This is a genomic window from Flavobacterium glaciei (assembly GCF_003350545.1).
Lineage (GTDB): Bacteria > Bacteroidota > Bacteroidia > Flavobacteriales > Flavobacteriaceae > Flavobacterium > Flavobacterium glaciei.
In genome coordinates this window covers 31,111-55,779 of sequence record NZ_QQBA01000004.1, presented here as the reverse complement: position 1 = coordinate 55,779, position 24,669 = coordinate 31,111, and the positions used below count along the sequence as shown (strand labels likewise).

The 24,669-nt window shown below is 31.9% G+C and carries 24 protein-coding genes; 19 read left to right on the top strand and 5 right to left on the bottom strand.

Annotated elements, in window-relative coordinates; genetic code table 11:
• Positions 1–12: 12 nt before the first annotated feature.
• Together DFR66_RS05045 and DFR66_RS05040 are read left to right on the top strand one after the other, a co-directional pair.
• Complete coding sequence (locus DFR66_RS05045) at positions 13–1,083, top strand: hypothetical protein (RefSeq protein ID WP_114753760.1); 1,071 nt, start codon at positions 13–15, stop codon at positions 1,081–1,083.
• 133 nt (positions 1,084–1,216) lie between these two features.
• Complete coding sequence (locus DFR66_RS05040; RefSeq protein WP_242008631.1) at positions 1,217–2,350, top strand: O-antigen ligase family protein; 1,134 nt, start codon at positions 1,217–1,219, stop codon at positions 2,348–2,350.
• Between the two features lie 16 nt (positions 2,351–2,366).
• On the opposite strand, the gene DFR66_RS05035 is transcribed toward DFR66_RS05040, so the two are convergent.
• Positions 2,367–2,753 carry a hypothetical protein gene (locus tag DFR66_RS05035; protein WP_114753758.1) on the bottom strand — a complete coding sequence of 129 codons (387 nt, stop codon included), beginning with the start codon at positions 2,751–2,753 and terminating at the stop codon, positions 2,367–2,369.
• A 228-nt stretch (positions 2,754–2,981) separates the two neighbouring features.
• On the opposite strand from DFR66_RS05035, the gene DFR66_RS05030 reads away from it, so the two are divergent.
• The 5 genes from DFR66_RS05030 to DFR66_RS05010 all read left to right on the top strand — a co-directional run bounded on the left by DFR66_RS05030 (position 2,982) and on the right by DFR66_RS05010 (position 8,493).
• Positions 2,982–4,097, top strand: coding sequence for a glycosyltransferase (locus DFR66_RS05030; protein ID WP_114753757.1), 1,116 nt, complete (start codon positions 2,982–2,984; stop codon positions 4,095–4,097).
• Positions 4,098–4,113: 16 nt separating this feature from the next.
• Positions 4,114–4,842: a class I SAM-dependent methyltransferase gene (locus tag DFR66_RS05025; RefSeq protein WP_114753756.1), complete on the top strand. Its 729-nt coding sequence runs from the start codon at positions 4,114–4,116 to the stop codon at positions 4,840–4,842.
• A 188-nt stretch (positions 4,843–5,030) separates the two neighbouring features.
• Positions 5,031–6,014, top strand: a complete 984-nt coding sequence (locus tag DFR66_RS05020; protein ID WP_114753755.1) for a UDP-glucuronic acid decarboxylase family protein — start codon at positions 5,031–5,033, stop codon at positions 6,012–6,014.
• Positions 6,015–6,356: 342 nt separating this feature from the next.
• A complete protein-coding gene (locus DFR66_RS05015; RefSeq protein WP_114753904.1) occupies positions 6,357–7,724 on the top strand; it encodes an undecaprenyl-phosphate glucose phosphotransferase in 1,368 nt (455 codons plus the stop codon).
• A 1-nt stretch (position 7,725) separates the two neighbouring features.
• Complete coding sequence (locus DFR66_RS05010; protein WP_114753754.1) at positions 7,726–8,493, top strand: glycosyltransferase family 2 protein; 768 nt, start codon at positions 7,726–7,728, stop codon at positions 8,491–8,493.
• Here the strand turns inward: DFR66_RS05010 and DFR66_RS05005 are convergent.
• Positions 8,483–9,793: a phenylacetate--CoA ligase family protein gene (locus DFR66_RS05005; RefSeq protein WP_114753753.1), complete on the bottom strand. Its 1,311-nt coding sequence runs from the start codon at positions 9,791–9,793 to the stop codon at positions 8,483–8,485. The two genes, DFR66_RS05010 and DFR66_RS05005, sit on opposite strands and share 11 nt — an antisense overlap.
• A gap of 132 nt (positions 9,794–9,925) precedes the next feature.
• Here DFR66_RS05005 and purD point away from each other — a divergent pair, with 132 nt between their 5' ends.
• Positions 9,926–11,200, top strand: coding sequence for a phosphoribosylamine--glycine ligase (gene purD / locus DFR66_RS05000; RefSeq protein WP_114753752.1), 1,275 nt, complete (start codon positions 9,926–9,928; stop codon positions 11,198–11,200).
• Positions 11,201–11,232: 32 nt separating this feature from the next.
• Here purD and DFR66_RS04995 read toward each other — a convergent pair whose 3' ends face one another.
• Complete coding sequence (locus DFR66_RS04995; protein WP_114753751.1) at positions 11,233–11,463, bottom strand: DUF6341 family protein; 231 nt, start codon at positions 11,461–11,463, stop codon at positions 11,233–11,235.
• Between the two features lie 132 nt (positions 11,464–11,595).
• Between DFR66_RS04995 and DFR66_RS04990 the strand changes: the two genes are divergently transcribed.
• Positions 11,596–12,525, top strand: coding sequence for a DUF6427 family protein (locus tag DFR66_RS04990; protein WP_114753750.1), 930 nt, complete (start codon positions 11,596–11,598; stop codon positions 12,523–12,525).
• Here DFR66_RS04990 and upp read toward each other — a convergent pair.
• A complete protein-coding gene (upp, locus tag DFR66_RS04985; RefSeq protein ID WP_114753749.1) occupies positions 12,520–13,173 on the bottom strand; it encodes a uracil phosphoribosyltransferase in 654 nt (217 codons plus the stop codon). The genes DFR66_RS04990 and upp overlap by 6 nt on opposite strands.
• 87 nt (positions 13,174–13,260) lie before the next feature.
• Here upp and DFR66_RS04980 point away from each other — a divergent pair, with 87 nt between their 5' ends.
• Both DFR66_RS04980 and DFR66_RS04975 read left to right on the top strand, forming a co-directional pair.
• Positions 13,261–13,866: a DUF4254 domain-containing protein gene (locus DFR66_RS04980; RefSeq protein WP_114753748.1), complete on the top strand. Its 606-nt coding sequence runs from the start codon at positions 13,261–13,263 to the stop codon at positions 13,864–13,866.
• Positions 13,867–13,984: 118 nt separating this feature from the next.
• Positions 13,985–15,001, top strand: coding sequence for a glycosyltransferase family 9 protein (locus DFR66_RS04975; protein WP_114753747.1), 1,017 nt, complete (start codon positions 13,985–13,987; stop codon positions 14,999–15,001).
• Between the two features lie 129 nt (positions 15,002–15,130).
• Here the strand turns inward: DFR66_RS04975 and DFR66_RS04970 are convergent, their stop codons facing one another.
• Positions 15,131–16,183: a ferredoxin--NADP reductase gene (locus DFR66_RS04970; protein ID WP_114753746.1), complete on the bottom strand. Its 1,053-nt coding sequence runs from the start codon at positions 16,181–16,183 to the stop codon at positions 15,131–15,133.
• 171 nt (positions 16,184–16,354) lie between these two features.
• Here DFR66_RS04970 and DFR66_RS04965 point away from each other — a divergent pair, with 171 nt between their 5' ends.
• The 8 genes from DFR66_RS04965 to porW all read left to right on the top strand — a co-directional run bounded on the left by DFR66_RS04965 (position 16,355) and on the right by porW (position 24,669).
• On the top strand, positions 16,355–16,696 hold the full coding sequence (locus tag DFR66_RS04965; protein ID WP_114753745.1) for a PadR family transcriptional regulator: 342 nt from the start codon (positions 16,355–16,357) through the stop codon (positions 16,694–16,696).
• A 10-nt stretch (positions 16,697–16,706) separates the two neighbouring features.
• Complete coding sequence (locus DFR66_RS04960) at positions 16,707–17,387, top strand: hypothetical protein (protein ID WP_114753744.1); 681 nt, start codon at positions 16,707–16,709, stop codon at positions 17,385–17,387.
• On the top strand, positions 17,384–18,052 hold the full coding sequence (locus DFR66_RS04955) for a hypothetical protein (protein ID WP_114753743.1): 669 nt from the start codon (positions 17,384–17,386) through the stop codon (positions 18,050–18,052). The genes DFR66_RS04960 and DFR66_RS04955 overlap by 4 nt, the downstream gene beginning before the upstream one ends.
• 10 nt (positions 18,053–18,062) lie before the next feature.
• Positions 18,063–18,737: a hypothetical protein gene (locus DFR66_RS04950; protein ID WP_114753742.1), complete on the top strand. Its 675-nt coding sequence runs from the start codon at positions 18,063–18,065 to the stop codon at positions 18,735–18,737.
• Positions 18,738–18,747: 10 nt separating this feature from the next.
• On the top strand, positions 18,748–19,455 hold the full coding sequence (locus DFR66_RS04945; RefSeq protein ID WP_114753741.1) for a hypothetical protein: 708 nt from the start codon (positions 18,748–18,750) through the stop codon (positions 19,453–19,455).
• 47 nt (positions 19,456–19,502) lie between these two features.
• On the top strand, positions 19,503–20,972 hold the full coding sequence (locus DFR66_RS04940) for a DUF5687 family protein (protein ID WP_114753740.1): 1,470 nt from the start codon (positions 19,503–19,505) through the stop codon (positions 20,970–20,972).
• Between the two features lie 48 nt (positions 20,973–21,020).
• Positions 21,021–21,716: an ABC transporter ATP-binding protein gene (locus tag DFR66_RS04935; protein ID WP_114753739.1), complete on the top strand. Its 696-nt coding sequence runs from the start codon at positions 21,021–21,023 to the stop codon at positions 21,714–21,716.
• Positions 21,717–22,041: 325 nt separating this feature from the next.
• Positions 22,042–24,669, top strand: a complete 2,628-nt coding sequence (gene porW, locus DFR66_RS04930; protein ID WP_114753738.1) for a type IX secretion system periplasmic lipoprotein PorW/SprE — start codon at positions 22,042–22,044, stop codon at positions 24,667–24,669.

The following is a 24,669-nucleotide window of genomic DNA, read 5'->3' as shown; positions in this document are numbered from 1 at the left end:
ACTATCATTTACATGAAAACAAAAATTAAAAGTAATAAAGCTATATTTATAGGGTTGTTTTTTTGTAATTTAATTGTAGCATTCTTGACGCCTTATATTTTACCTGAAAGATATTTTAATGATACAATAACAATAATATACGATAGAGGTCATGAAATAGGGTGGTTAGGCAGTTATCCGTTTGCGATTATGTTTTATAAACTTACCGGTTTACGGCATCTTTCTTTTTTTGTTATTGCTCTGATTCAATTTCCTTTAGTGACTTATATTTTATATAAAATAGGGATTCCTTCAAACTTCCACAAGCTGAACGTAAAAAATATTTTAGTTTATATTGCACTGCTGCTTTCCGGAATCTATATGTCAATGCCCACTAAGGAATTTATTACTTTTTTAATGTTTTGTACCATTCCATTTATATTTCAATCCAATAGAAAACCTAGATTTAAAATTATTTTTTCACTGGTTTTAATTGCTTGTTTTTCGTTTTTCAGACCGTATTATCTATTGATGCCAATATTTGCAGTAGGAATGTATGTAGTATCGTTTATCAAATTTGATAACAAAACATTTTCTACGATTTTTTATGGATTATTGATTGCCATTTTTTTATCGCTTAGTCATGGAGTTATTAAAGGAGCTTATATTTCGAAACAAACAAGAGAAAATTATATCGTTGAAAATATAAATAAGCACAATATAAATACGGCAATAGTATCGCCAATTTCACAAGATACGTGGTACGGAGAGGCGTTTGGTATTATCTATGGTTTCATGGCTGTAAATGTACCTATAGTTGAAGCTATTAAACATATTTTATCCCCTCAAGTATTGGCTTTTGTAATATGGCAATTATTGATTTTTTATATTTTATTTGTCCGCTTTTCTAGATGTTTAAAAAATAGAAAACAATATCAATTTGAGTTGTGGACCTTATTAATTTTATTTGCTTATTTTATTGTACAAGGGATATTTGAACCCGATTTAGGCACTTCAATCCGACATAAAATTGGCATTTTTCCTTTAATATATTTTGCATTGTATTATGAAAATTTCAGAAAAGACGTTCGACAAAGTATTTAATTTATTTTTATTTTTAATTGCTATTATTCTAATTTTCAGAAAACTGTGTACTGTTTTTTTGATATTTTTTGTGGTTTTCAACTTATTTTTTTTAAAAAAAACAAAAATTTCAAAAAGCCAACTTCCTGTTATTTTGTTAATAGCCGCTCCGTTTTTGATGGAAATATTGTTTTTTGGAAATAATGATTCTTATGCTCTAGGTTTCAAATCCCTCGAAAAAAGTATTTCATTACTTTTTTTACCACTATTTTTAATTGGAAATTATAAACGAATTCAATTTTTTATAATACTGAAAGCCTATTGTATTGGTACAACCCTGATTATGGCATTCTTTTTTGTGCGTTTTATAGTGTTGTATCCCGAACATTTTTTTAAATATCTCAATGGAATTCATCTTTGGGAAATGGGCTATGTTTTTTCCGATAGCATAGGTATTCATGCCCCAGCGCTTAATATGCATCTGGCTTTTGTCGCTTTTTCTAATCTTTATTTTTTGTTTGAAACTTCAAAAATAAATTATAACAAATGGTCCAAAATTAAAAATTTATCGCTTTTTGTTCTTTCTTTCTTTTTTGTTTTGTACGTGAATACCAGAATTGCATTATTAGCCACTTTGTTTGGCTTTGTGACAGTTGTGTATTTTCAAATTTCCAAAAACAATAGTTCTAAAATTATTTTCAAAAGAGCGATTCTTACAATTGTTTTGGTTGGTTCCGTTTTATTTTTGTTTTTACAAAAGAATCCATACATGAAAGAAAAGTATTCGACGCAGATTTTTTCGAATATGGATAAAGTAGGAAAATTAGACGAGATAGATCATCCCGAAATCGCCGTTTACAGTTCTTTTGTAACTCGATTGTCCATCTGGAAATCAGCTTGGGAATTGTCTCTTAAAAATCTTCCTTTTGGCGTGGGAGCTTCTGATGGAAAATTAGAATTAGTAAAGTATTTTAAAGAAACAAATCAAATATTTTTGGCTGAATATGAGTTCCCAACACACAATCAATTTTTAGATTATTTATTGAAATTTGGAATATTTGGACCAATTGTAGCCTTATTTTATATCGGATTTATTGCTTATTTGGGAATTAAGACAAAAAATGCAGTTGTACTTTCATTCTTTTTTTTGTTTTTCATTTCAAACCTTACCGATGATTTTCTACTTCGTTTTGATGGAATTGTTTTTAGCGGATTTTGGATTTCTATATTTGCCAGTTATTGGCTTCAACAAAAAAGCAACCAGGTTGGGGATAATATTTTTTTATAAAAACAAAAAAAACCGCTTATTTAGCGGTCTTAATTACATCTTTTTTGAATTCCAGTTTTGGAAGAATTTCTCCAACCTCAGGAAACTGTTTTAGGGTTTCTATTGGCACATTCTCCACTACATAGTCAGGACCTGGAGGCAGTGTTTTAAGATAGTCATCAGTCGCAGGAATTGAATTTGTTCTCCAACGTGCACCTTCTTTTATTAAATACCATTGCCCAGTTGATGCGTGAACTATTTTCCCTTCGTAACGGTCAAAGTCAGTTAGTTCAACTTTCACTTCATTAGACGCTTTTGGCGCAACATCTTCTATGGCATCTTGCTGTGTCTTTTCCTCTTTCTTGTTTCCACAAGACAATGAAAATAAAGCAACTATAGTCGCAATCATAAACGTTTTTTTCATCTGAATTTATTTTAAATGATAGCAATCAAAATTTTTGCAAATATCGTTATTTTTTTTATTCAAAGAAATTTAATGGTAGTTATATTTAGTAGGAATATATTTTAAAATAGATACTAATGAGATAATTTACATCAATACTTTGTAATTATTAAATTTGTGATACATTTGATTTATATTATTAAATGATCTAAGAATAATAAATGATTATTATTCTTTTACATCAAAAAAATGGCAAAGAAAAAGATAGTTCATTTATTGCATTCTATAGGTGGAGTCGATGTGTATTTGAGACTTATTTTAGAAAATATAAAAACTGATTCGTTTGAAAACATTGTTATTCACGGAACAAAAGACACGGAAAAACCTTTTTTTGATGAAAAAGGGAATAAAGTAAAAGAATATAGAGTTTCTATTTTTAGAGATATTTCAATATTCTATGATATTAAATCATTATTTCAAACGTATAAAATTCTAAAAAAAGAAAAGCCAAATCTAATACACGCACACAGCGCTAAAGGAGGAATTGTAGGCCGAATTACAGGAAAATTATTAGGAATAAAAGTAATTTATACCCCACATGCTTTCTCTTATTTAAGTACGGATAGTAGTCTAAAAAGAAAATTTTTCATGAGTATTGAAAAGTTTCTTGCCAATGGGAATAGTCTTCTCTTAGCTACATCAAACTCCGAAAAAAAGCGTGCTATAGATGAGGTTGGTTATAAAGAAGAAAATGCAATAGTATTCAACAATTGTATTGAACCAATAATTAAAATGAATCTTCTAACAATTCAAAAGACGTGGCCGGATGAATATATTTGTACTGTTGGACGCCCGTCGTATCAAAAAAACATCGAGAAAATGATACGGGTTTTATACGAAGTGAATAAAGAGGCTAAAATTCATTTAATCGTAATGGGAGTGGGTCCAGTATCGAATCAGTTAGAATCAGTTAAAAATTTGATTGTGGAGCTAAACATGGGCAATGAGGTAACACTTTTAGATTGGACAGCTAGAACAGACGTTTTTCATATAATTAATCAATCTAAGTTTTATATTTCAACCTCCAGATACGAAGGAATGCCATATTCTATTATTGAAAGTTTGGCATTATCTAAAGCTTGTATAGTTACTAATTGTGATGGAAATAAAGATTTAATTATAGATAATTATAATGGATTTGTCATTGAAAATGAGGATGTAAAGGGTTTTAAAAGCAAAATTTTAAAATTATTGACTGATAAAGAATTATTACATAAATTATCAAAAAATGCTTTTAATTCCTATTCTGAAAACTATAATATTAAAAAAAATATTTATGAACTAGAATCTATTTATTTGAAATAGTATTAAAAAAAATTTAATGTACAAAGAGTTCATCATACAAAAAATTAAGAAAGAAAAATTTCATCCCGGAATTATTGGTTTTTTCATTAATTACAATTTTCTGATTCGAAAATCAATTCGAAACGCTATAAAAAATAATGCTAATAAACTTAATGGCTCTTTATTGGATTTTGGTTGCGGAACGAAGCCTTACAAAAAATTGTTTGTAAACGTAAAGGAATATATTGGAGTAGATTATAAAATTGAAGGAAGGGAACAAAATTACAATGAGGTAGATGAATTTTATGATGGAAAAGAAATTCCATTTGAAAATGAGCGGTTTGATTCTCTTTTGTGTACTGAGGTTTTAGAGCATGTATTTAATATCGATGAATTATTAAAGGAATTTAATAGAGTATTAAAGATAAATGGGACAGCTCTAATAACGACTCCATTTATGTGGGAGGAACACGAAATGCCATATGATTTTGCGAGGTATACAACACCTGCTTTAAAATATTTGTATCAAAAAAATGGTTTCAAAGTGGTTGATAATTTCAAAACAGGAAATTATATTGAAGTTATTTTCCAGTTTAATTTAAATTATATAAAGAATATACTTCCTGAAAATAAGTACTTAAGACAAGTTTTTTTAACTCCTTTTATCATTTTTTTTAATTTTTTTGGATTGCTTTTCAGTTTAGTAATGCCAATTGATAGAACAGCATATTTCAATAATGTATTTGTTTTAGAAAAAATCGAATGATTTATTTTGCTTCGCCAATAATTGGACATAAATGGTTATGAATAAAAGATTTTGTTTATATTTCTTTCACAATACTAATGATAAGTTTATTTTTGACAGAATCCTCTCTGTGATGTTAAAGAGAGTAGTATGATAGAAGTAATTATTTGCTTTTAATTATTTCTATGATATACAAACTATAAAACAATATGAAAAGAATACTTATTACCGGTGCAGCTGGATTTTTAGGATCACATCTTTGTGACCGTTTTATCAAAGAAGGTTATTTTGTTATTGGAATGGACAATCTCATTACAGGAGATTTAAAGAATATAGAACATTTGTTCAAATTGGAGAATTTTGAATTTTATCATCATGATATAACAAAATTTGTACATGTTCCAGGTCAATTAGATTATATTCTTCATTTTGCTTCGCCTGCAAGTCCAATAGATTATTTGAAAATCCCAATACAAACCTTGAAAGTGGGTTCTCTAGGAACGCACAATCTCTTAGGTTTGGCACGTGTAAAAAAGGCGAGAATCCTTATTGCATCTACTTCTGAAGTGTATGGTGATCCATTGGTTCATCCGCAAACGGAAGAATACTATGGAAATGTAAATACCATAGGTCCAAGAGGCGTATATGACGAAGCAAAACGTTTTCAGGAATCCATAACTATGGCGTATCATACGTTTCATGGTGTAGAAACCAGAATTGTTAGAATCTTTAATACTTATGGTCCAAGAATGCGTCTTAATGATGGCCGAGTAATTCCCGCTTTTATAGGTCAGGCAATACGTGGGGAAGACTTAACCATCTTTGGAGACGGAATGCAAACCCGTTCGTTTTGTTATGTGGATGATCAGGTAGAAGGTATTTTTAGATTGTTACATTCTGATTATGTTTATCCAGTAAATATTGGTAATCCGGACGAAATTACCATCAAAGATTTTGCTGAAGAAATTATAAAATTGACAGGCACAAATCAAAAAGTAGTATACCATCCTTTGCCAATAAATGACCCTTTACAACGTCAGCCAGATATTACTAAGGCAAAAGATCTTCTTGGATGGGAAGCCAGAATAGGTCGTGCTGAAGGAATGAAAATCACTTATGAATATTTTAAATCCTTATCTAAAGAGGAACTTTCTAAAGAAGAGCATAAAGATTTTTCCAGTTATATAAAGTAAATGAAATTATATAATCTTTGTATTGTATAGTTTATATATACTTTGAATGTAATTGAAAATAAAAAAATAGTAACATATTTACTATTCTAAATTTTGCGTAGCTATTTCGGAGAATAAAATAACAAATGAACATAAGAACCAATAAAGTAAATTCTTTCCATTTTTCTGTTCGTTGTATTTTACAATTTTCATTTGCTACAAAAAGTAAAAATAGATCATATGTTGGCAAACGAAAGTAAAACCATAAGAAATGATAGGTATTATCTACAACTATTTCAATTCAATAATAACAGGGATTTTTTTAAAACCGATAAAAAACCAAACAGGTTATATTCGTTAATTATGAGTACATCTCAAACAGGAAGATATTCAAAATACATTAGACCCATTAGTATTTCAATAGATCTAATTGTTATTTTGATTCTTGGTTTTTTCTTTTTCAAAAATCTTAATTTTAAGATTGAGCTATTTATTACTTACCTGCTAGTGGGATGGAGTATAGTTGCTTTTTTTATAAGATTCTACGGAATATATCGCTTTACCACACCACTTGAAATAATATCAAAACTATTAAAACAAGGGGTTTTGTTTCTTTTAATAACCATTGCTTTTTTCCCATTCTTAAAGCAAGTTGTTTTTAACGGAATGGTGATTGCAATGTTTATCTCCTTTGCAATGCTAGTGATTACTATTTCAAAATTTCTATTGTTTTACTATTTAAAAGAATATAGGATAATAACTGGAAGTAATTATAGGAGCGCTGTCATCATAGGATATACTCCTGAGGCAATAGAATTAAAAAATCTTTTCGAAGCCAGAAAAGATTATGGGTATCGTTTTGTGGGTTATTTTTCAGATAAGACAACAAATCAAAATATTAAAGGAAATTTGTCAGATTTGAAACCTTTTGTAATTGAAAATTGCGTTGATGAAATTTATTGCTCATTAAACGAAATTTCTAATGAAGACTTGAAAGATATAATTGATTTTGCCGATGAAAACAATAAAACGATAAAATTTATACCAGATACAAAAGAGATTTTTTCTAAAAATTTAAAAATTGACTACTACGAATTTTTCCCAGTACTGTCTTTAAAAAAAACCATGCTTCATGAGCCCGCTACAATGATATTTAAAAGGGTTTTTGACATTGTTTTCTCTAGTATAATTATTATAGTTCTCTTGTCTTGGCTCATCCCATTATTGGCAATTCTGATAAAGTTAGAATCCAGAGGTCCAGTTTTTTTCAAACAAGGAAGACCTGGAATAGATGAAAATGAATTTTTCTGTTATAAGTTTCGTTCAATGAAAATCAACAAGACAACAGAAAAAGAAGCCTCAAAAAACGACCCTCGTGTTACTAAAATAGGGAAGTTTATGAGAAAAACAAGTTTAGACGAAATGCCCCAATTTTTAAATGTATTAATGGGTGACATGTCGGTTGTAGGTCCGCGTCCGCATCTTTGGGCTCAAAATAAAGCCTATGGGAATAAAGTTAAAAAGTATATGGTACGCCATTATGTTAAACCAGGAATTACCGGATTAGCGCAGGTGAGTGGTTTCCGTGGTGAAATTGAGACTGATGATGATATGGTTAATAGAATAAAATTTGATGTTTTTTACATTGAAAATTGGTCTTTAATTTTAGATTTAAAAATAATTTTCCAAACAGTTATCAATATTTTTAAAGGAGAAGAAAAAGCGTATTAGTATGGAGAAATCACTTGTATCCATAATAACGCCATCCTTTAACTGTGAACGATTTATTGCAAAAACAATATTGTCCGTTCAGAATCAAAGCTACCTAAACTGGGAAATGATTATTGTAGATGATTGCTCTTCTGACCAAACGGTTTCTATAATAAAAGAAATTGCCAAACAGGATAATAGAATTCAACTTTTTCAACTTGATGCAAATTCTGGAACTGGAATTGCCAGAAATTTTGCATTGGCTAAAGCAAGAGGTAAATATATTGCCTTTTTAGACGCAGACGATTTGTGGAACCCACTTAAGCTGGAACTACAAATTGATTTTCTCAAAAAAAACAACTTGCCTTTTACTTTTTCCTTTTACGAATGCATTAATGAAGCTGGAGAATCGCTTAACAGAAGAATAGAATCACCAAGAAATCTCTCTTATCGTCAATTGTTTTTTTGTAATTATATAGGGAATCTTACAGGAATATATGATGTAAATTACTTCGGAAAAATTGCTATTTCTTCTTTTCGAAAACGTCAGGATTGGATTCACTGGCTTACAATTCTCAAGAAAATAAAAACCGCACAACCTGTTCCGGAAAGTTTAGCTTTATATAGAATTAGAGAAAACTCAATTTCGGCCTCTAAGTATGAACTTTTAAAACACAATTTTGCTGTTTACAAGAGTTTCCATGGGTTTAATACTATTCTTTCGATACTTTGTATGGTAGGATTTTTATTTACGCAATTAGTCATAAAACCACGTTACGTTAAAACATAGATTTAAATTGCTTCAATTTTCCTCTGTTGTTCCTTTCTAAAGATTTTTTTCGGGTAAAGCTAAAATTTAAATTAGGTTCTAAATACAAAGCAATTGCCTTTTCAATTTTGTTTATCTGTGCTAAATTTAATGCTATTTCGCTCACATATTCAATTTCAAAAGTATCTATTTTGGTTTGTTTGATAACAAATTCTTTTACGTTTCCGTCGTCTTCGATGATGCTTTTTGTCACATAATAAAACGTAAGTCCAGGTGATTTTTTCCCACTTGGCAAAACCGCAACATCATTGGTTCGTCCTATTAATTTCTTGAGAATGGGGTTTTGTAACGTGCTTTTTTCATCTAGAATTCCAATATCACCTATGTCATAACGGATAAAAGGATGCGCTTTATTAAACAACGAAGTAATCACGATACGGCCCGAAGTACCATTTGGAACAGGCTGATTATTTTCGTCTAAAATTTCTACAAATAATGTTTCTGAATTCACTTGCCATTCTCCTTCCTTATTTTGAAAAGCAATCAAATCTAATTCCGAAGCGCCGTATTCATTGACGATTGGAACGCCAAATTGCATTTCTAAAAGTAGTTTGTCGTCTTCAAAAAGCATTTCAGAAGTTACCATGCACACTTTTAAACTCGGACAAATTGTTGACAAAACGATGTTTTTCTGTTGTAAAAACTTTGCAAACAAAACAATTGAACTAGTATATCCATTGATGTAATCGAATTTTTTAGTTCGAAAATGATGCAAAAATTCTTCTAAAACACTATCGGATAAATCAAAAATAGAGAACCGAAATCGATGGCTCAAGAAATCCTTGAAACGTTCTTTTTTGTTTCCAATAAAATCCATTGGAATACCATAAAATCGCGCTTGGTAGGAAGTATTAAAATCAATTCCATACCAACCAAATCGGTACATATTTGAAGCCCAAGTTAATGCATGACAGTATTTGTCTTTAGCAAAAATAAACGGAGTTCCGCTCGAACCTGATGTTTTGTTTACATAACTATTTTTTGTTGAGTACTCTTTAGAAAGTCTTTCCTGTAAAGGTTTTTGTAAATTTTGCTTGTTTAAAACGGGTAAGTCTCCCCAATTTTTATAATTATTTGAACCGACTAGTTCTTGATAAAAAGGATTGTTTTGTAAATGAAAATCGACAATTTCCAGTTTTTTATTTGCAACAAAAACTTCATGTTCTTTTTCAGAAAAAGCAACAATTTTACGCAATTCGGCTTTAGCTTCCTTCATCTGGAAGCCATTTATCCGTAACGATAAGTCGAATAGTGGAAACATTTTAAAGGTATATTTCACCAAAAATAATATTTACAAACTACTAATGAAGGAGAACCTACAACTTTTTGAAAATTAATTATTTTTTAAGTTCAAAAGCAATTATTTTTGCACCACAACTAAACACAACTACACATGACAATTTTACTACTGGGTTCTGGCGGAAGAGAACATGCTTTTGCATGGAAAATGATTCAAAGTCCGCTTTGTGACACACTTTTTGTAGCGCCTGGAAATGCGGGAACTGCTACAATAGCCACTAATGTTGCGATGAGTCCAACTGATTTTGAAGCTATAAAAGCATTCGTAATTCAAGAAAATGTAACAATGGTAGTGGTAGGACCTGAAGATCCATTGGTAAAAGGGATTTATGATTTCTTTCTAAACGATGCTGCGTTAACTCATATCCCTGTTATTGGTCCATCAAAAATTGGTGCTCAGTTAGAAGGAAGTAAAGAATTTGCAAAAGAATTTCTAATCAAACATAACATTCCAACCGCTGCTTACGATAGTTTTACTGCTGAAACAGTAGATAAAGGATGTGAATTTCTGGAAACACTGCAACCGCCGTATGTTTTGAAAGCGGATGGTTTAGCCGCAGGAAAAGGAGTTTTGATTATTCAGGATTTGGCAGAAGCCAAAGAAGAATTAAGAAATATGCTGGTGCATCAAAAATTTGGTGATGCGAGTTCTAAAGTCGTTATTGAAGAATTTCTTGACGGAATAGAATTAAGCTGTTTTGTTCTTACTGATGGAAAAAATTATAAAATATTACCAACAGCCAAAGATTACAAACGCATAGGCGAAGGCGATACAGGTTTAAATACAGGCGGAATGGGAGCTGTTTCTCCAGTTCCTTATGTAGATGCTGTTTTGATGGAAAAAATAGAAACACGCATTGTAAAACCTACCATTAATGGTTTTCAAAAAGACGGAATTCCGTACAAAGGATTTGTTTTCATTGGATTGATTAATGTGAAAAACGAGCCAATCGTAATTGAATATAATGTGAGAATGGGTGATCCGGAAACCGAAGTGGTTATTCCGAGACTGAAAACGGATTTAGTGGAATTATTTTTGGCTGTTGCCAATGAAAAACTGGACGAAATAAATCTGGAAATTGACGAAAGAAGTGCCACTACAATTATGGTTGTTTCTGGCGGATATCCCGAAGATTTTGAAAAAGGAAAAGTAATTTCAGGATTAGAAACTATTGAAGATTCGATTGTTTTTCACGCAGGAACAAAATTAGAAAGTGGAAAAGTTGTTTCTAATGGTGGAAGAGTTTTAACAGTAACTTCGTATGGAAATGATTTTGAAGAGGCCATAAAAAAATCTTACCAAAACATAGATAAACTAAATTTTGATAAGATGTATTTTAGAAAAGATATTGGAAACGACTTAAAATAGTTTCCAATTATTGTTCACTTTTTCTTAAAATATTATTTTAGGAAAGAGTGAGCGGTAGTATCTTGTTTCTCTGTTCCTGCATCTTCAAAAATTTTCAATTGTTTGATCCAGTATACCATTGCCGAAGCACATATAATCATGAAAATCCAATTGATTGTGTTAGCAGCAAACCATGAGGTAAGCTCTAAAGAACGTAAAAAGTCTAGAGGAGCAAATAAAATATCTACAAATAAGTATTGTATTCCTTCGAAAAATGCTTTCATATTGTATAAAATTAATTTATTAATTGTCTTAAGTAACTTGGTATTTTAAAAAAAACAATCTTTTTTGAACTTGGACAGTTTCCTTTTTAAACAAGTATTATATTTACAACCACAAAAGTATAAAATATCCTTATGATAACAAGTGTTTTTAAAAAATCTACACCATTAAATTTTTCATTGGTCGTAATTTTAATGCTGGTTTTCTTTTTACTGTATCAATTTCAAGATTTATCCTGGACGAATTCCCTTTTATTAGTTTCAAAAAAAGGAATGTTGTTTTGTGTTTTATTGGCAACTGTTTTTATCACGAACTTTGTTGCTAAGAAAAACGGATTGAGTAAAGACAGTAGTTTCACGATTTTTTTTTCCTTGTTGTTTTTCCTTTTTTTTCCTTCAGTATTAGATAATTTAAACCTCTTATTGTCTAATTTATTTATTTTATTGGCGCTCCGCCGATTGATTTCATTACAATCTATGAAAGCCTCTAAAGAAAAAATATTTGACGCTTCTTTATGGGTGTTTTTAGCGACATTATTTCATTTCTGGAGTATAATATTCATAGTATTGGTTTTTATTTCCATAATTTTTCACGTTTCCAGAGATTACAGAAACTGGATACTACCTTTTATAGCATTTTTTATTGTTGGAATTCTGTTCATGATTTATGCAACTGTTTTCGATTTGGATGTTCTGGAATACATCAAAAAAAGTGTACAAATCAATTTTGAAATTGATTATTTTACTAATAATTATCAAAATGGGGCTTTGTCAATTTATGCTACAGTCGCTTTGTTTTTTGTAGTTTCATTGTTTGCCACATTTTCAAATAGACCACAATTGTTGCATACTTCTTTCAAAAAAATCATCGCTTCTTTCTTCATTGGAGTAGTAATTTTTCTGATTTCGGCCAATAAAAGTAACGATTTGTTAGTGTTTACATTTGCACCTTTAGCCATTATGGCAACTAGCCATATAGAAATTCCTCAAGAAAAATTAAATCAGGAATTAGTGATGTATGTATTAATAGCCTGCAGTCTTTTTGCTTTTTTCTCCCAATTATAATTTTTCACCATACGCTAAATCTCCTGCATCTCCCAGTCCAGGTACAATATAGCTATGCTCATTTAGTTTTTCGTCTAAAGCAGCAATCCAAAGATGGCAGTTTTCAGGCAAATGTTCTTCAAGATAAGCAATTCCCTCTGGAGCGGCAATCACAACGGCAATATGTATTTCTTTGGGCGTTCCTCTTTCCATCAATTTATTAAATACGGCTACAATAGACTGACCTGTGGCAAGCATCGGATCAACTAATATCAGGTATTTTTCATTTATAGCAGCAATAGCTTGGTATTGCACTAAAATTTCAAAGTAATCATCATTATTAGGATGGTGACGGTAAGCAGATACGAAACCATTTTCGGCATTGTCAAAATAATTCAAAAAACCCAAATGTAACGGCAATCCAGCTCTTAAAACAGAACATAAAACCAATTTATCCTTGATTTCAGAGGTTGTTTTTATGCCTAAGGGCGTTTGGATTTCGACAGTTTTGTATTGTAATTTTTTACTTAATTCATAGGCCATTATTTCGCCAATACGTTCAATATTTCTTCGGAAACGCATGCTGTCATTGTGAACATTTACATTTCGTATTTGTCCCAAAAAATGATTTAGGATGCTATTGTCTTCTGATAAATAATGAATTTGCATGGTTGTATTTTTGCTATTAAACTTATAAATATTTTTATAATCTATAAATGTATAAAAAAGTATCTTTGTCCTTTAAAATATAAAGATATGTTTTCAAAATTAGCTTATTCAGTATTCGAACAAAGTATTAAAGATTATCATCAGTTTGATAATGTTGACCAACCCATTAATAATCCTTTTCCAAAAGATAAATTTGAACATTTGTTGTATCATAAAAACTGGATTGATACCGTTCAATGGCATTATGAGGATATTATTCGTGACCCAAATATTGATTCTGTTGCTGCTTTGACTTTAAAAAGAAGAATCGATGCTTCTAATCAAGAACGTACTGATATGGTGGAATATATTGACAGTTATTTTCTTCAGAAATACAGTCATGTTGTAGTAAAAGACCATGCAAAAATCAATTCAGAAAGTCCGGCTTGGGCTTTTGACAGATTGTCTATACTTGCATTGAAAATTTATCACATGCAAGAAGAAGCTACTCGTGTCGAAGCTACACAAGAGCACAGGGATAAATGTCAGGATAAACTGAATATTTTATTGGAACAAAGAACAGATTTGTCTTTGGCTATCGATGATTTATTAGCAGACATCGAAAATGGTGATAAATTCATGAAAGTGTACAAACAAATGAAAATGTACAACGATGATGATTTGAATCCTGTTTTGTACCAAAACAAAAAATAACAAAGATATTTTGAACCATTAAGATATTAAGAAAATTAAGTAAAACTTAATAAACCTTAATACCTTAATTGTTTTAAAAACTATTTAATTGTCAACTACTATCAAACATATCGCCGTCATGAGACTCTCCGCAATGGGAGATGTCGCCATGACGGTTCCTGTTTTACGGGCTTTTGTAAGCCAGTATCCACAAGTTAAAATCACGGTTATTTCCAGACCGTTTTTCAAACCTTTTTTTGAAGGAATACCCAATCTTTCTTTTTTTGCTTTCGATGAAAAAGATAGGCACAAAGGATTTCTTGGATTGTTGCGTTTGTTCCAAGATTTGAAAGGTTTAAACATCGATGTTTTTGCCGACTTACACAACGTTTTGCGCTCTAAAATTGTCCGAAACCTTTTTGCGATAAGCGGAAAAAAAACAGCTTCGGTGGATAAAGGCCGCCAAGGCAAAAAAGAACTCACTCGTGCCGAAAACAAAGTATTTCAGCAATTGCCTACCATGTTTGAAAGACATGTAAAAGTATTTGAACAACTCGGTTTTACAGTTGATATATCTCATCCCGAATTCCCTGAAAAAGCAGTTTTGAGCCCGGAAATTTTAGTATTAATTGGAACAAATCATCAGAAATTAATTGGAATCGCTCCTTTTGCGCAATATGAGTCTAAAGTGTATCCGTTGGATTTAATGCAGGAAGTGATTGATAAATTGGCTTTGGATACAACCCATACCATTCTGCTTTTTGGCGGTGGAAAAAAGGAAATTGAACTCTTAGATTCACTTTCCGCTAATAAAGAAAACGTCCTCAATATGGCGGGTCAACTCAAATTGCAACAAGAATTGCAGCTTATCAGTAATCTAGATGTCATGCTTTCCATGGATTCCGGAAATGCGCATATTGCGGCTATGTTGGGCGTTAAAGTCATTTCACTTTGGGGTGCGACACATCCGTATGCTGGATTTTCACCGTTTAATCAGCCATTAGAAAACGCTTTAGTTTCTGATAGAAATCAGTTTCCTAAACTACCCACTTCGGTGTATGGAAATAAAAAAGTAGCTGGTTATGAAGATGTCATGCGAACGATTTTGCCGGAAACGGTAGTTGCGAAAATTAAAAATGTTCTGTTGAACCATTAAGGCATTAAGAAAAATTAAGTTTTAATTACAAATCACAAGATGTTTTCAAAATTTAGTTAAAAAAAAGAGTTTGCACATTGCAAACTCTTTTTTTTAATTGAATACCGCTATTTTACGGAGAACAGTTTCCTAAACATCATCATAATCTACATAGATAGTTTCTGATGTTGGATGTGCCTGACAGGTTAGAATAAGTCCATCGGCTATTTCTTTATCGGTAAGGATAGAATTTTTAGTCATTTCGGCAGTTCCTGAGGTAACGCGAGCCAGACAGCTGCTGCAGATTCCGCCTTGGCACGAATACGGAGCATCAATACCTTGCTTTAAAGCGGCATCAAGAACGGTTTGTTTTTGTGACATTTCGAAAGTTGTTTCCTCGTCATCCACCATGATGGTGATTTTTGAATGGCCGCCTAACGATTTTTCTATTTTATTTTCTTTGGTTGAAGAAGCAAATAATTCGAATTTAATATTAGATTCTTTTACATTATGTTCTTTTAAAACTCCGGAAACAATATTGATCATTTCTTCGGGACCACACAAATAGAACTTATCAAATTCTAATTCCTTGTGTTTGTTATTCAGAACAAAATTCACTGTCGATTTTTCAATTCGCCCAAACAAAGCAGGCTCCACTTTGGCTTGACTGTAAACATAATGAACAAATAGGCGTCCTACATATTGCAATTGCAAATCATGTAATTCTTGGTGAAAGATGGTTTCTTCAGGTGTTTTGTTTCCGTAAACCAATACAAAAGTACTCTTCGGTTCGTTTTTCAATACTGATTTTAAGATAGACATCACGGGTGTGATTCCGCTACCAGCTGCAAAACCTGCGTAGTTTTTTTGTCGGTCCGCTTGTGGTTCAAAAGTAAATTTCCCTTCCGGGTTTCCCACTTCAAGAACATCGCCCGCTTTGAGTTTCGTGTTGGCAAATTGAGAGAAAGCACCGTTTGCAACCGCTTTCACAGCAATGCGCAATTCCCCACTATCAGGAGCTGAGCATATAGAATACGCACGGCGAATTTCTTCACCATCCAACGTTAATTTTAGATTGATATATTGACCGGCAACAAAAGCATAATTCGCTTTTAATTCCTCAGGTACGTTAAAAAGTATGGAAACAGCGTCTTTGGTTTCGCGTTTTACTTCTTTTATGATTAATTTTAGAAAGGATGACATGATATTTTTTTTGCAAATATACTAAACAGAATAGGTTTCTTAAATCAAAGCGTTTGAAAAATTTACATACCTAAAACTATTATGTATAAGAAACTTATGTATATTTGTTTTTCAAAATGAGATTGCCTCACTTCGACTTCGCTCTGTGCAGGCTACTTGAAAGGACATAAAATGAAAAACTCACAATTATACAAAGGAAGTCTGAATACGATTATCATGAAATTGCTGGAGGAGAACGGTAAGATGTACGGTTATGAAATTACCCAGAAAGTTAAGCTCATTACCCAAGGCGAACTCAACATCACCGAAGGCGCTTTGTATCCGGCCTTGCACAAGCTGGAAGCCGAAGGTTTGCTGGACGTAGAAATTGAAAAAGTGGATAACCGCATGCGAAAATATTACAAACTCACGGAAACCGGTCATAAAGAAACCGTAAACCGACTCTCAGAACTTGAAGATTTCATTAGAAACATGCAGAGTTTAGTGAACCCAAAGCCTAGTTTAGAATTTTAATTTTTTGAAGATGAAACTAACCAACCAACAACTAACGATCGTTGAAGAAACACTAGTTTTGAACGGCGTTGTTTATGACGATATTAAAATAGAATTGATTGATCACATTGCTTCAGAAATTGAGGCGGAAGCCATGAGTGAAGCGAAACCTTTTGAGATTATTTTAAAAGAGGTGTTTGATATGTGGAAGCCGCAATTAAAACCAACTTCACATAATTTATTACTTGGTTATGGGTTTTTAGCCCCAAAGATTATTTCAGATAAATTTGCCGATGACAAGAAAAAGGAACTTTTTGTCGCAGGAATTATTGTCTGTACGCTTACGGTTTTAATTTTATTGATTAACAATAAATCACAGAGCCCTTCGATTTTATTGAGCATTGTTTTTGTTTTACAAACGACATCCGTACTAGGTGCATTATTGATGGCAAGCGCAAGATTATTTGCTTTAAATTCTAAAACAAAAACAACATATTTATTCTGGTTTAAGAAAAGTTTTTATTTGATTCTGCTCTACGGTTTGCTCATTGGGTTTGGTTTTTTTCCTGTCCTTCCTACGAATAAAAATGTAGACATAAAAGTCGGTTCCTTGATTGTAACTTTAGCTTATTTGTTCTTAATTTTTGGGAATTTAAAACTTTTTTACAAACATTTTCAATTTGAAAAAAAATTATCCTTTACCAAACCATGAAATTAACCAATCAACAAACAGAATACGTCTCTAATTACATCAAATCGTTTGATATCAAATGGTATGAATTGCAAGTGGAATTCACAGATCACATGGTTACTAGTATGGAGGAGATTTGGAATCAAAATCCTATGTTGACTTTTGAGCAAGTAAAAGAGAATACGTTTAAAAAATTCACAAATTCAGAATTAAAATCCATAGAAAAGGAGCGTAAACAAATTCTTATTGAACAATTCCATAACGAACAACGAAAGAAGATTAAAACATACTTAAGTTTCCCTAAAATTATGGGCTGTATTTTACTTTTTTTTACAAGTTTTACGTTATCGTTCTTTTTCGATAATCCTTTTAATTATGTAGCAGTATTAGTTGGTTCTTTATACATTTTTGCCATCCCAATGCTTTGTTTATTTTACAAAAACCGTAAGATTCAGGGCAAACGTTTTTTGGCTACCGAAACGGTGCATCCTTGGTTTACTTTAATGGGAGTTCCCCAATTATGTGCTTGTCTTGTACCACCATTTAAAGAGGAAATTAATCAATACCCAGCAGTAGTTCTGGTTTTTTGTATGATTTGGACACTCGGGATTTTATTTGTTGCTAGTGCCACTTATCTTCAAAAGCAATCAATCAATACCATCAAAAAACAATACCAACTGAACTAATTTTTCGAAGATGAAACTAACCACCGAACAAATAGAATATGTAACCAATTACATCAAATCCTTAGACATCAAATGGTATGAATTGCAAGTGGAATTTACAGATCACATGGTTACTAGTATGGAGGAAATTTGGGAGAAAGATCCGGGACTTACATTTGACCAAGTGAAACAGAATGCTGCAAATAAGTTTGTAGGGGATTCTAGTTTTAAATCGATTCAAGAGGAGAGAAAACGTATTTTGCAAAAGGAATACAATAGAAGTCAACGAAAAATGATTGCGGAATTTTTAAAATTCCCCAAAATTATTGGAAGCATTCTGTTAGGAATTCTCGCCTACCAAGGTTCTTTTTTCTTTGAGAAACCTAGTAAATATTTAATAGTATTGTTTGCGTTATTATGGTTATTTGCTATTCCGACAATATATAACTTGACTAGAAATTATAATATTGAAGGAAAACGTTTTTTAGCAGTAAGTTATTATTCTTTGACTGTAACATGTTTATTGTTGTTTCCGAATATAGGATTAAATTTAACTGGAGTTTTTCAAGATGAAATCCAGCAGAATCATCTCTTGATTATATCGCTTATTTGTTTTTGGGTCGTTGGACTTTTGTTTTGTGCAACTGGAGTCTATCTTGATATAAAACATATAGCAAAAGTTAAAAAACAGTACCAACTAAATTAATCTTTAGAAGATGAAACTAACCACTCAACAAATAGACCAACTCTACCTTTTTACCCGCCAGCATTATGTGGAATATTATGATTTGCAAACGGAATTAGTCGATCATTTGGCAAACGCTATTGAATCCGAATGGCAGCAAAATCCCAAACTTACTTTTGACGAAGTGTTAAACGAAGAATTTAAGAAATTTGGGGTTTTTGGGTTTGTAGATGTGGTCCAAAAACGACAAGCTGCTTTAGGGAAAAAGTACAATCGGTTAATTTTTCAACATTTTAAAACGTTTTTTAAAGTGCCAAAAATTTTGTTTTTAATAGTAATGACTTTTACAGTTTTTTTAATTTTTAAAACCAGCATTTATAGCGACTATTTTTTAAGGGCTATCACTGTTATTTATTTTGGATTTATTTGTTATAAATTTTACGAAAGTAAGAAAATTAAAAAAGCACAAAAAAACACTAATAAAAAGAAATGGCTCCTTGAAGAAATTATCAATCAAAATGTTGCTTCTTCTCCAGCTTTTATCGGAATATTTCATATTTTAATGCAAATAATCCTCTATGCAGAAAAATATTTTTTAAATGATTATTGGATTTTCTCTATAAGTTTTCTGATAGTGCTTTTCGGGATTTTAAATTATATTTTGTTCAAAATAATCCCTTCCAAAGCACAAACCTACCTAGAACAAACCTACCCGGAATATAAATTAGAAAATTTGTAACGTTTTCTTATTTTGACTACCTATTACAAAACCAAAATAACCAAACTATGATTCAAAAATTCCTTTATCTCGAATGGAAAGCATTTTTTAGGTCAGCTTCCTTCGCTACTAATTTAGCTTTGAAAATCCTGATGGGTTTTGTCGCTGTTTATTTCATTTTAATTTTCTTAGCAGTAGGTGTCGGGGCCTTTTATATTCTGAAGAAAATGAATCTGGACCCAATTGTTACCGTGAATCAATTCATGATTTATTATGTATTGATGGATTTAATTATCCGATTGCTGTTGCAAAAAATCCCGGTGATGAACATTCGCCCGATGTTAATTTTCCCCATAAAAAAATCGACAATTGTACATTTCTCACTAGGAAAAACGGTTTTGTCCTTCTTCAATTTGGTACACGCCTTTTTCCTGATTCCGTTTTGTGTTGTTTTAATCATTGAAGGCTATGATGTACTTTCCGTAGTGCTTTGGTACACTGCCATCTTTTCTTTGCTATTTATCAACAATTTTCTGAATATTCTACTGAGTAACAAGGATAATTTATTTGCCATCTTCTTAGCAATAGCTGCCGTTTTGGGAGGATTACACTATTATGGACTCTTTAATATCACGGAAATTACAGCGCCATTTTTTAATGCCATTTTCAATACGTATTGGGCTTTTGCCATTCCAGTATTAGCATTAATCGCTTTATATTATGTCACGTTCCAGTATTTCAAAAAGAATTTATATCTGGATGCGGGATTGTCTAACAAACATGATGTAGCCAAAACGGAGGAGCTGACTTGGTTAAACCAATTTGGAACCATAGGAACCTTCTTAAAAAACGATATCAAATTAATCAAAAGAAACAAACGTTCTAAAACCACTGTGGGATTGAGCGTCATGTTCCTTTTTTATGGCTTTCTTTTTTTTACTAATAGTATTGAAGCTTACAATAATCCTGTCATGCATATTTTTGCAGGGATTTTCGTTTCAGGTGGATTCTTAATTACTTTCGGACAATTTGTACCGAGTTGGGACAGCGCGTATTACCAGTTAATGATGACGCAAAACATTCCGTACAAAGGTTATTTGAGTTCGAAGTGGTGGCTAATGGTGATTGCTACAATTGTAACCACAACCATTGCGTCGTTCTATCTTTACTTTGGAATTCATGTGTATTTAACCATAGTTGTGGGTGCGATTTATAATATCGGAGTCAATTCTCATTTGGTTTTACTGGGTGGTGCTTACACCAAAACACCTATCGATTTGAGTTCTGGCAAAGGTGCTTTTGGTGACAAAAAAGCATTCAATGTAAAAACAATGCTTATCTCAATTCCGCAATTAGGATTACCGGTTTTATTGTATTGGTTTGGTTCAAAATTTGGAAACCCAAATATAGGCTTAGCGCTAGTAGCAGGGGTAGGAATAATTGGATTTGCCTTCAAAGAGAAAGCATTTTCCGTGATTGAAAAAATCTATAAATCAGAGAAATACGCGACCATTGCGGCTTACAAACAAAAAGGATAATCCAGCGATTAACGAAATCAACAAATAACCGAATAAACTTTTTCAAAAATGATACAAGTAAATAACCTTTCGAAAACATACAACGGAACAACCGTATTAAAAATAGATAATTTAGAAATAAAAAAAGGCGAAAGCTTTGGATTAGTAGGTAATAACGGCGCCGGAAAAACCACTTTTTTTAGCCTTTTATTGGATTTAATCCAGCCGTCAACAGGAAATATTGTGAATAATGACATTCAGGTAAACACCAGTGAAAACTGGAAACCGTTCACCGCTTCTTTCTTGGATGAAAGTTTCTTAATTGGCTACTTAACTCCGGAAGAATATTTCTATTTCATTGGCGATTTACGCGGACAAAACAAAGCCGATGTCGATGCTTTATTGGCCACACACGAAGAATTTTTCAACGGAGAAATACTTAAAAACAAGAAATATTTACGCGATTTATCCAAAGGAAACCAGAAAAAAGTGGGTATCATCGCTACCTTAATCGGAAATCCGGAGGTTATTATTCTGGATGAACCGTTTGCTAATTTAGACCCAACCACACAATTCCGATTAAAAAAAATCATTAAGGATTTAGCTGATAATCCGGAAGTAACCGTACTGGTTTCCAGCCATGATTTACTGCACACCGTTGAGGTAAGTGACAGGATTGTCGCGTTGCACAAAGGCGAAGTGGTCAAAGACATTCAAACTTCTGAGGAAACATTAAAGGAATTAGAGCTGTTTTTTGCCGTTTAAAAATAAAATGACTCAACCGCAAATTCGCTAATTATGTATTCTAATGAGTCTATGTAATTAGCGAGTTTGCGGTTTATTTTTAGTCTCTAAATCTATAAAGTTTAATTTGGGCGTGACCCGGAATAAAAATCCGGGTCGGGCTTTCACTCTCAATCTTTTTAATTCTATTAAAAAAGAATTAAAAAGGATTTCCGTTACATCCCTCACGCACTTCTGGGACTCAAATAAACCCCGATAATTTTCACGATATCAAAAAGAAACGTATTTTTACAAGTCAGTATACTAAAATGCATTTTTAAAAGTTAATTGATAAAAACGTTTTCCATTGAAAATCAATATATTTAAACCGTTATCCTTCTTGTTATTTTTTGCTTTTTTGGTAGCTTGTTCTACTAAGAAAGATACTTTTATAGCTAGAAATTCCCATGCCTTGAGTACAAAGTACAATATTTTGTATAACGGTCAAGTAGGTTTAGAAAAAGGAGTTAATGAATTAAATTCTAATAGTGATGACGATTTCTGGAAACGTCTACCCATAGAAAAAATGCAAATTGTAGAAGACTTCACTTCCACAACAAAACCCAAAAACACAAATTTCGAATTGGCAGAAGCTAAGGCGACAAAAGCCATTCAAAAACATTCTATGAATATTGGCGGAAGAGAGAAAAATTCTCAAATTGACGAAGCCTATTTGATGCTTGGTAAATCCCGTTATTACGATCAAAGATTTGTTCCTGCACTCGACGCGTTTAATTATATTTTATACAAATACCCCAACAGCAGCAAGATTTATGAGGCCAAGATTTGGCGTGAAAAAACAAATATGCGTTTAGGAAACGATGCTTTGGCAATTAAAAATTTAAATAAATTACTAAAAGACCACAAATTAAAAAAACAGGTTTTTGCAGATGCAAATGCACTTTTATCAGAGTCTTTTTTAAATTTAGAAGAAAAAGACAGTGCGGTTGCTAAACTAAAACTCGCCATAGCGTTTACAAAAGTAAACCAGGAAAGAGCTCGTTACCGTTTCATTTTAGGACAATTGTATCAGCAATTAGGGTACAAGGACAGTGCTGTCAATTCGTATCAATCTGTGATTGACATGAACCGAAAAGCAGACAGGAAATTTGTCATTCAGGCACATGCTAAAAAAGCAGAATTGTTTGATTATCAAAATGGAGATTTCAATTCTTTTACAAAAACATTTGATAAACTGGCACAAGACAGAGAAAACAGACCGTATAAAGATTTAATTTTTCATCATATGGCAGTTTTTTATGATCAAAAAAACGACCAGAAAAAAGCCTTAGATTTTTATAACTTATCCTTAAAAGCAGATTCAAGAGATTCCTATTTGGTAGCTTCAAATTATAGAAATTTAGGGAATATGTATTTTAGAAATGCGGAATATCCAGCTGCTGCAAAATATTATGATAGTACATTAGTTAAACTTAATGATAAAACCAGAGAGCATAGTAAAATTAAAAAAGTTAGAACTAATCTGGATGAAGTGATTTTGTATGAGGCTCTTGCCAAAAGAAATGACAGTATTTTGAATGTAGTTTCATTAAATGAGAGCGATAAAATTGCCTATTTTGAAAAGTACATCGCCAAATTAAAAGAACAAGATGAAATCAAGCGAGTTTTAGATGAAAAACGAAAAGAAAAACTAGAAAATATAGAAAGGAATAGTACAATTAGTTCTATTGATCCAGCTTCTAATCAAGAACTTGGAAAACCAACCAAAAAATCGACATTGATGCCGCCGGCTATTCCCAATGTTTCCTCACAACAAACGACCAGTATTTTCTATTTTTATAACCCTTCAACAGTAGCTTTTGGAAAAATAGAATTCAAAAAAGTATGGGGCGAGAGAATTCCAAATGGCAATTGGAGAATCTCATCCAGTACTAAAAATCTAACTTCGGAAGATCCGTTGAATTATGACAAAGAAAATCTTGAGGACATATCTAAGGCTGACAAAATTGTGGAGCAATACACCACTGATTTTTATTTAAAACAACTTCCAGTAGCACAAACAGAAATAGATAGCATAAGCAAGGAACGTAATTTTGCATATTATCAGTTAGGGATTATTTATAAAGAAAAATTTAAAGAAAATAATTTAGCCATCGCTAAACTGGAACAATTATTAAACAATAATCCTGAGGAAAAACTATTGCTACCATCGATGTATAATTTATATAAATTGTACCAAATCACTGATGCAAACAAGGCAGAAGCGATGAAGAAAAGAATATCAGCTCAATACCCGGATTCTCGTTATGCACAAATCATCAACAACACAAGCCCTAATGCGGTTTCAGCAAATGAAACACCGGAAAGTGTTTATACGAAATGGTATAAATTATACCAACAAGAACAATTTGTTTCAGTTTTAGAAAACTCTAATGCTTTGATTAATCAATTTTCCGGAGATGAAATTGTATCAAAATTTGAATTGCTAAAAGCAAACACTATTGGAAAACTGAAAGGAGTAACCGCTTATAAAAATGCATTGCAAGGAGTAGCAGATAATTATCCTAGTAGTGAAGAGGGGAAAAATGCACTAGAGATCCTGACGATTCAAGTTCCGTTTTTGGAGAAATTGGAGTTGAATACAATCGATTCAAATAATTGGAAAATTCTATACCGAGTGGGTTCTCGTGACGATAAAAATACTAAAGCATTAGAAGAAAAAATCAAAATGTTTGTTGCTGCAGAAAGCTATCAAAAAATATATTATTCGTATGACATTTACACAGAAAAAGAAAATTTCATCACGATTCATGGAATAGGATCAAAACTTTATGCTAACGACATTGTATCAGTTTTGAAAGAAAATGTAAAATATAAACTAGTCGAACCTGCCATAGTGGTTTCGGGAGATAACTACAAAGTAATTCAAATCAAGAAAAATATAGACACTTATTTAGCGCTAAAAAATCCATAA

Excerpts from the sequence above, each read along its gene's own strand:
- DFR66_RS05045 (WP_114753760.1), top strand. The coding sequence starts at position 13 with ATGAAAACAAAAATTAAAAGTAATAAAGCTATATTTATAGGGTTGTTT.
- DFR66_RS05035 (WP_114753758.1), bottom strand. The coding sequence starts at position 2,753 with ATGAAAAAAACGTTTATGATTGCGACTATAGTTGCTTTATTTTCATTG.
- DFR66_RS05030 (WP_114753757.1), top strand. The coding sequence starts at position 2,982 with ATGGCAAAGAAAAAGATAGTTCATTTATTGCATTCTATAGGTGGAGTC.
- DFR66_RS05025 (WP_114753756.1), top strand. The coding sequence starts at position 4,114 with ATGTACAAAGAGTTCATCATACAAAAAATTAAGAAAGAAAAATTTCAT.
- DFR66_RS05020 (WP_114753755.1), top strand. The coding sequence starts at position 5,031 with ATGAAAAGAATACTTATTACCGGTGCAGCTGGATTTTTAGGATCACAT.
- DFR66_RS05015 (WP_114753904.1), top strand. The coding sequence starts at position 6,357 with ATGAGTACATCTCAAACAGGAAGATATTCAAAATACATTAGACCCATT.
- DFR66_RS05010 (WP_114753754.1), top strand. The coding sequence starts at position 7,726 with ATGGAGAAATCACTTGTATCCATAATAACGCCATCCTTTAACTGTGAA.
- DFR66_RS05005 (WP_114753753.1), bottom strand. The coding sequence starts at position 9,793 with ATGTTTCCACTATTCGACTTATCGTTACGGATAAATGGCTTCCAGATG.
- purD (WP_114753752.1), top strand. The coding sequence starts at position 9,926 with ATGACAATTTTACTACTGGGTTCTGGCGGAAGAGAACATGCTTTTGCA.
- DFR66_RS04995 (WP_114753751.1), bottom strand. The coding sequence starts at position 11,463 with ATGAAAGCATTTTTCGAAGGAATACAATACTTATTTGTAGATATTTTA.
- DFR66_RS04990 (WP_114753750.1), top strand. The coding sequence starts at position 11,596 with ATGATAACAAGTGTTTTTAAAAAATCTACACCATTAAATTTTTCATTG.
- upp (WP_114753749.1), bottom strand. The coding sequence starts at position 13,173 with ATGCAAATTCATTATTTATCAGAAGACAATAGCATCCTAAATCATTTT.
- DFR66_RS04980 (WP_114753748.1), top strand. The coding sequence starts at position 13,261 with ATGTTTTCAAAATTAGCTTATTCAGTATTCGAACAAAGTATTAAAGAT.
- DFR66_RS04975 (WP_114753747.1), top strand. The coding sequence starts at position 13,985 with ATGAGACTCTCCGCAATGGGAGATGTCGCCATGACGGTTCCTGTTTTA.
- DFR66_RS04970 (WP_114753746.1), bottom strand. The coding sequence starts at position 16,183 with ATGTCATCCTTTCTAAAATTAATCATAAAAGAAGTAAAACGCGAAACC.
- DFR66_RS04965 (WP_114753745.1), top strand. The coding sequence starts at position 16,355 with ATGAAAAACTCACAATTATACAAAGGAAGTCTGAATACGATTATCATG.
- DFR66_RS04960 (WP_114753744.1), top strand. The coding sequence starts at position 16,707 with ATGAAACTAACCAACCAACAACTAACGATCGTTGAAGAAACACTAGTT.
- DFR66_RS04955 (WP_114753743.1), top strand. The coding sequence starts at position 17,384 with ATGAAATTAACCAATCAACAAACAGAATACGTCTCTAATTACATCAAA.
- DFR66_RS04950 (WP_114753742.1), top strand. The coding sequence starts at position 18,063 with ATGAAACTAACCACCGAACAAATAGAATATGTAACCAATTACATCAAA.
- DFR66_RS04945 (WP_114753741.1), top strand. The coding sequence starts at position 18,748 with ATGAAACTAACCACTCAACAAATAGACCAACTCTACCTTTTTACCCGC.
- DFR66_RS04940 (WP_114753740.1), top strand. The coding sequence starts at position 19,503 with ATGATTCAAAAATTCCTTTATCTCGAATGGAAAGCATTTTTTAGGTCA.
- DFR66_RS04935 (WP_114753739.1), top strand. The coding sequence starts at position 21,021 with ATGATACAAGTAAATAACCTTTCGAAAACATACAACGGAACAACCGTA.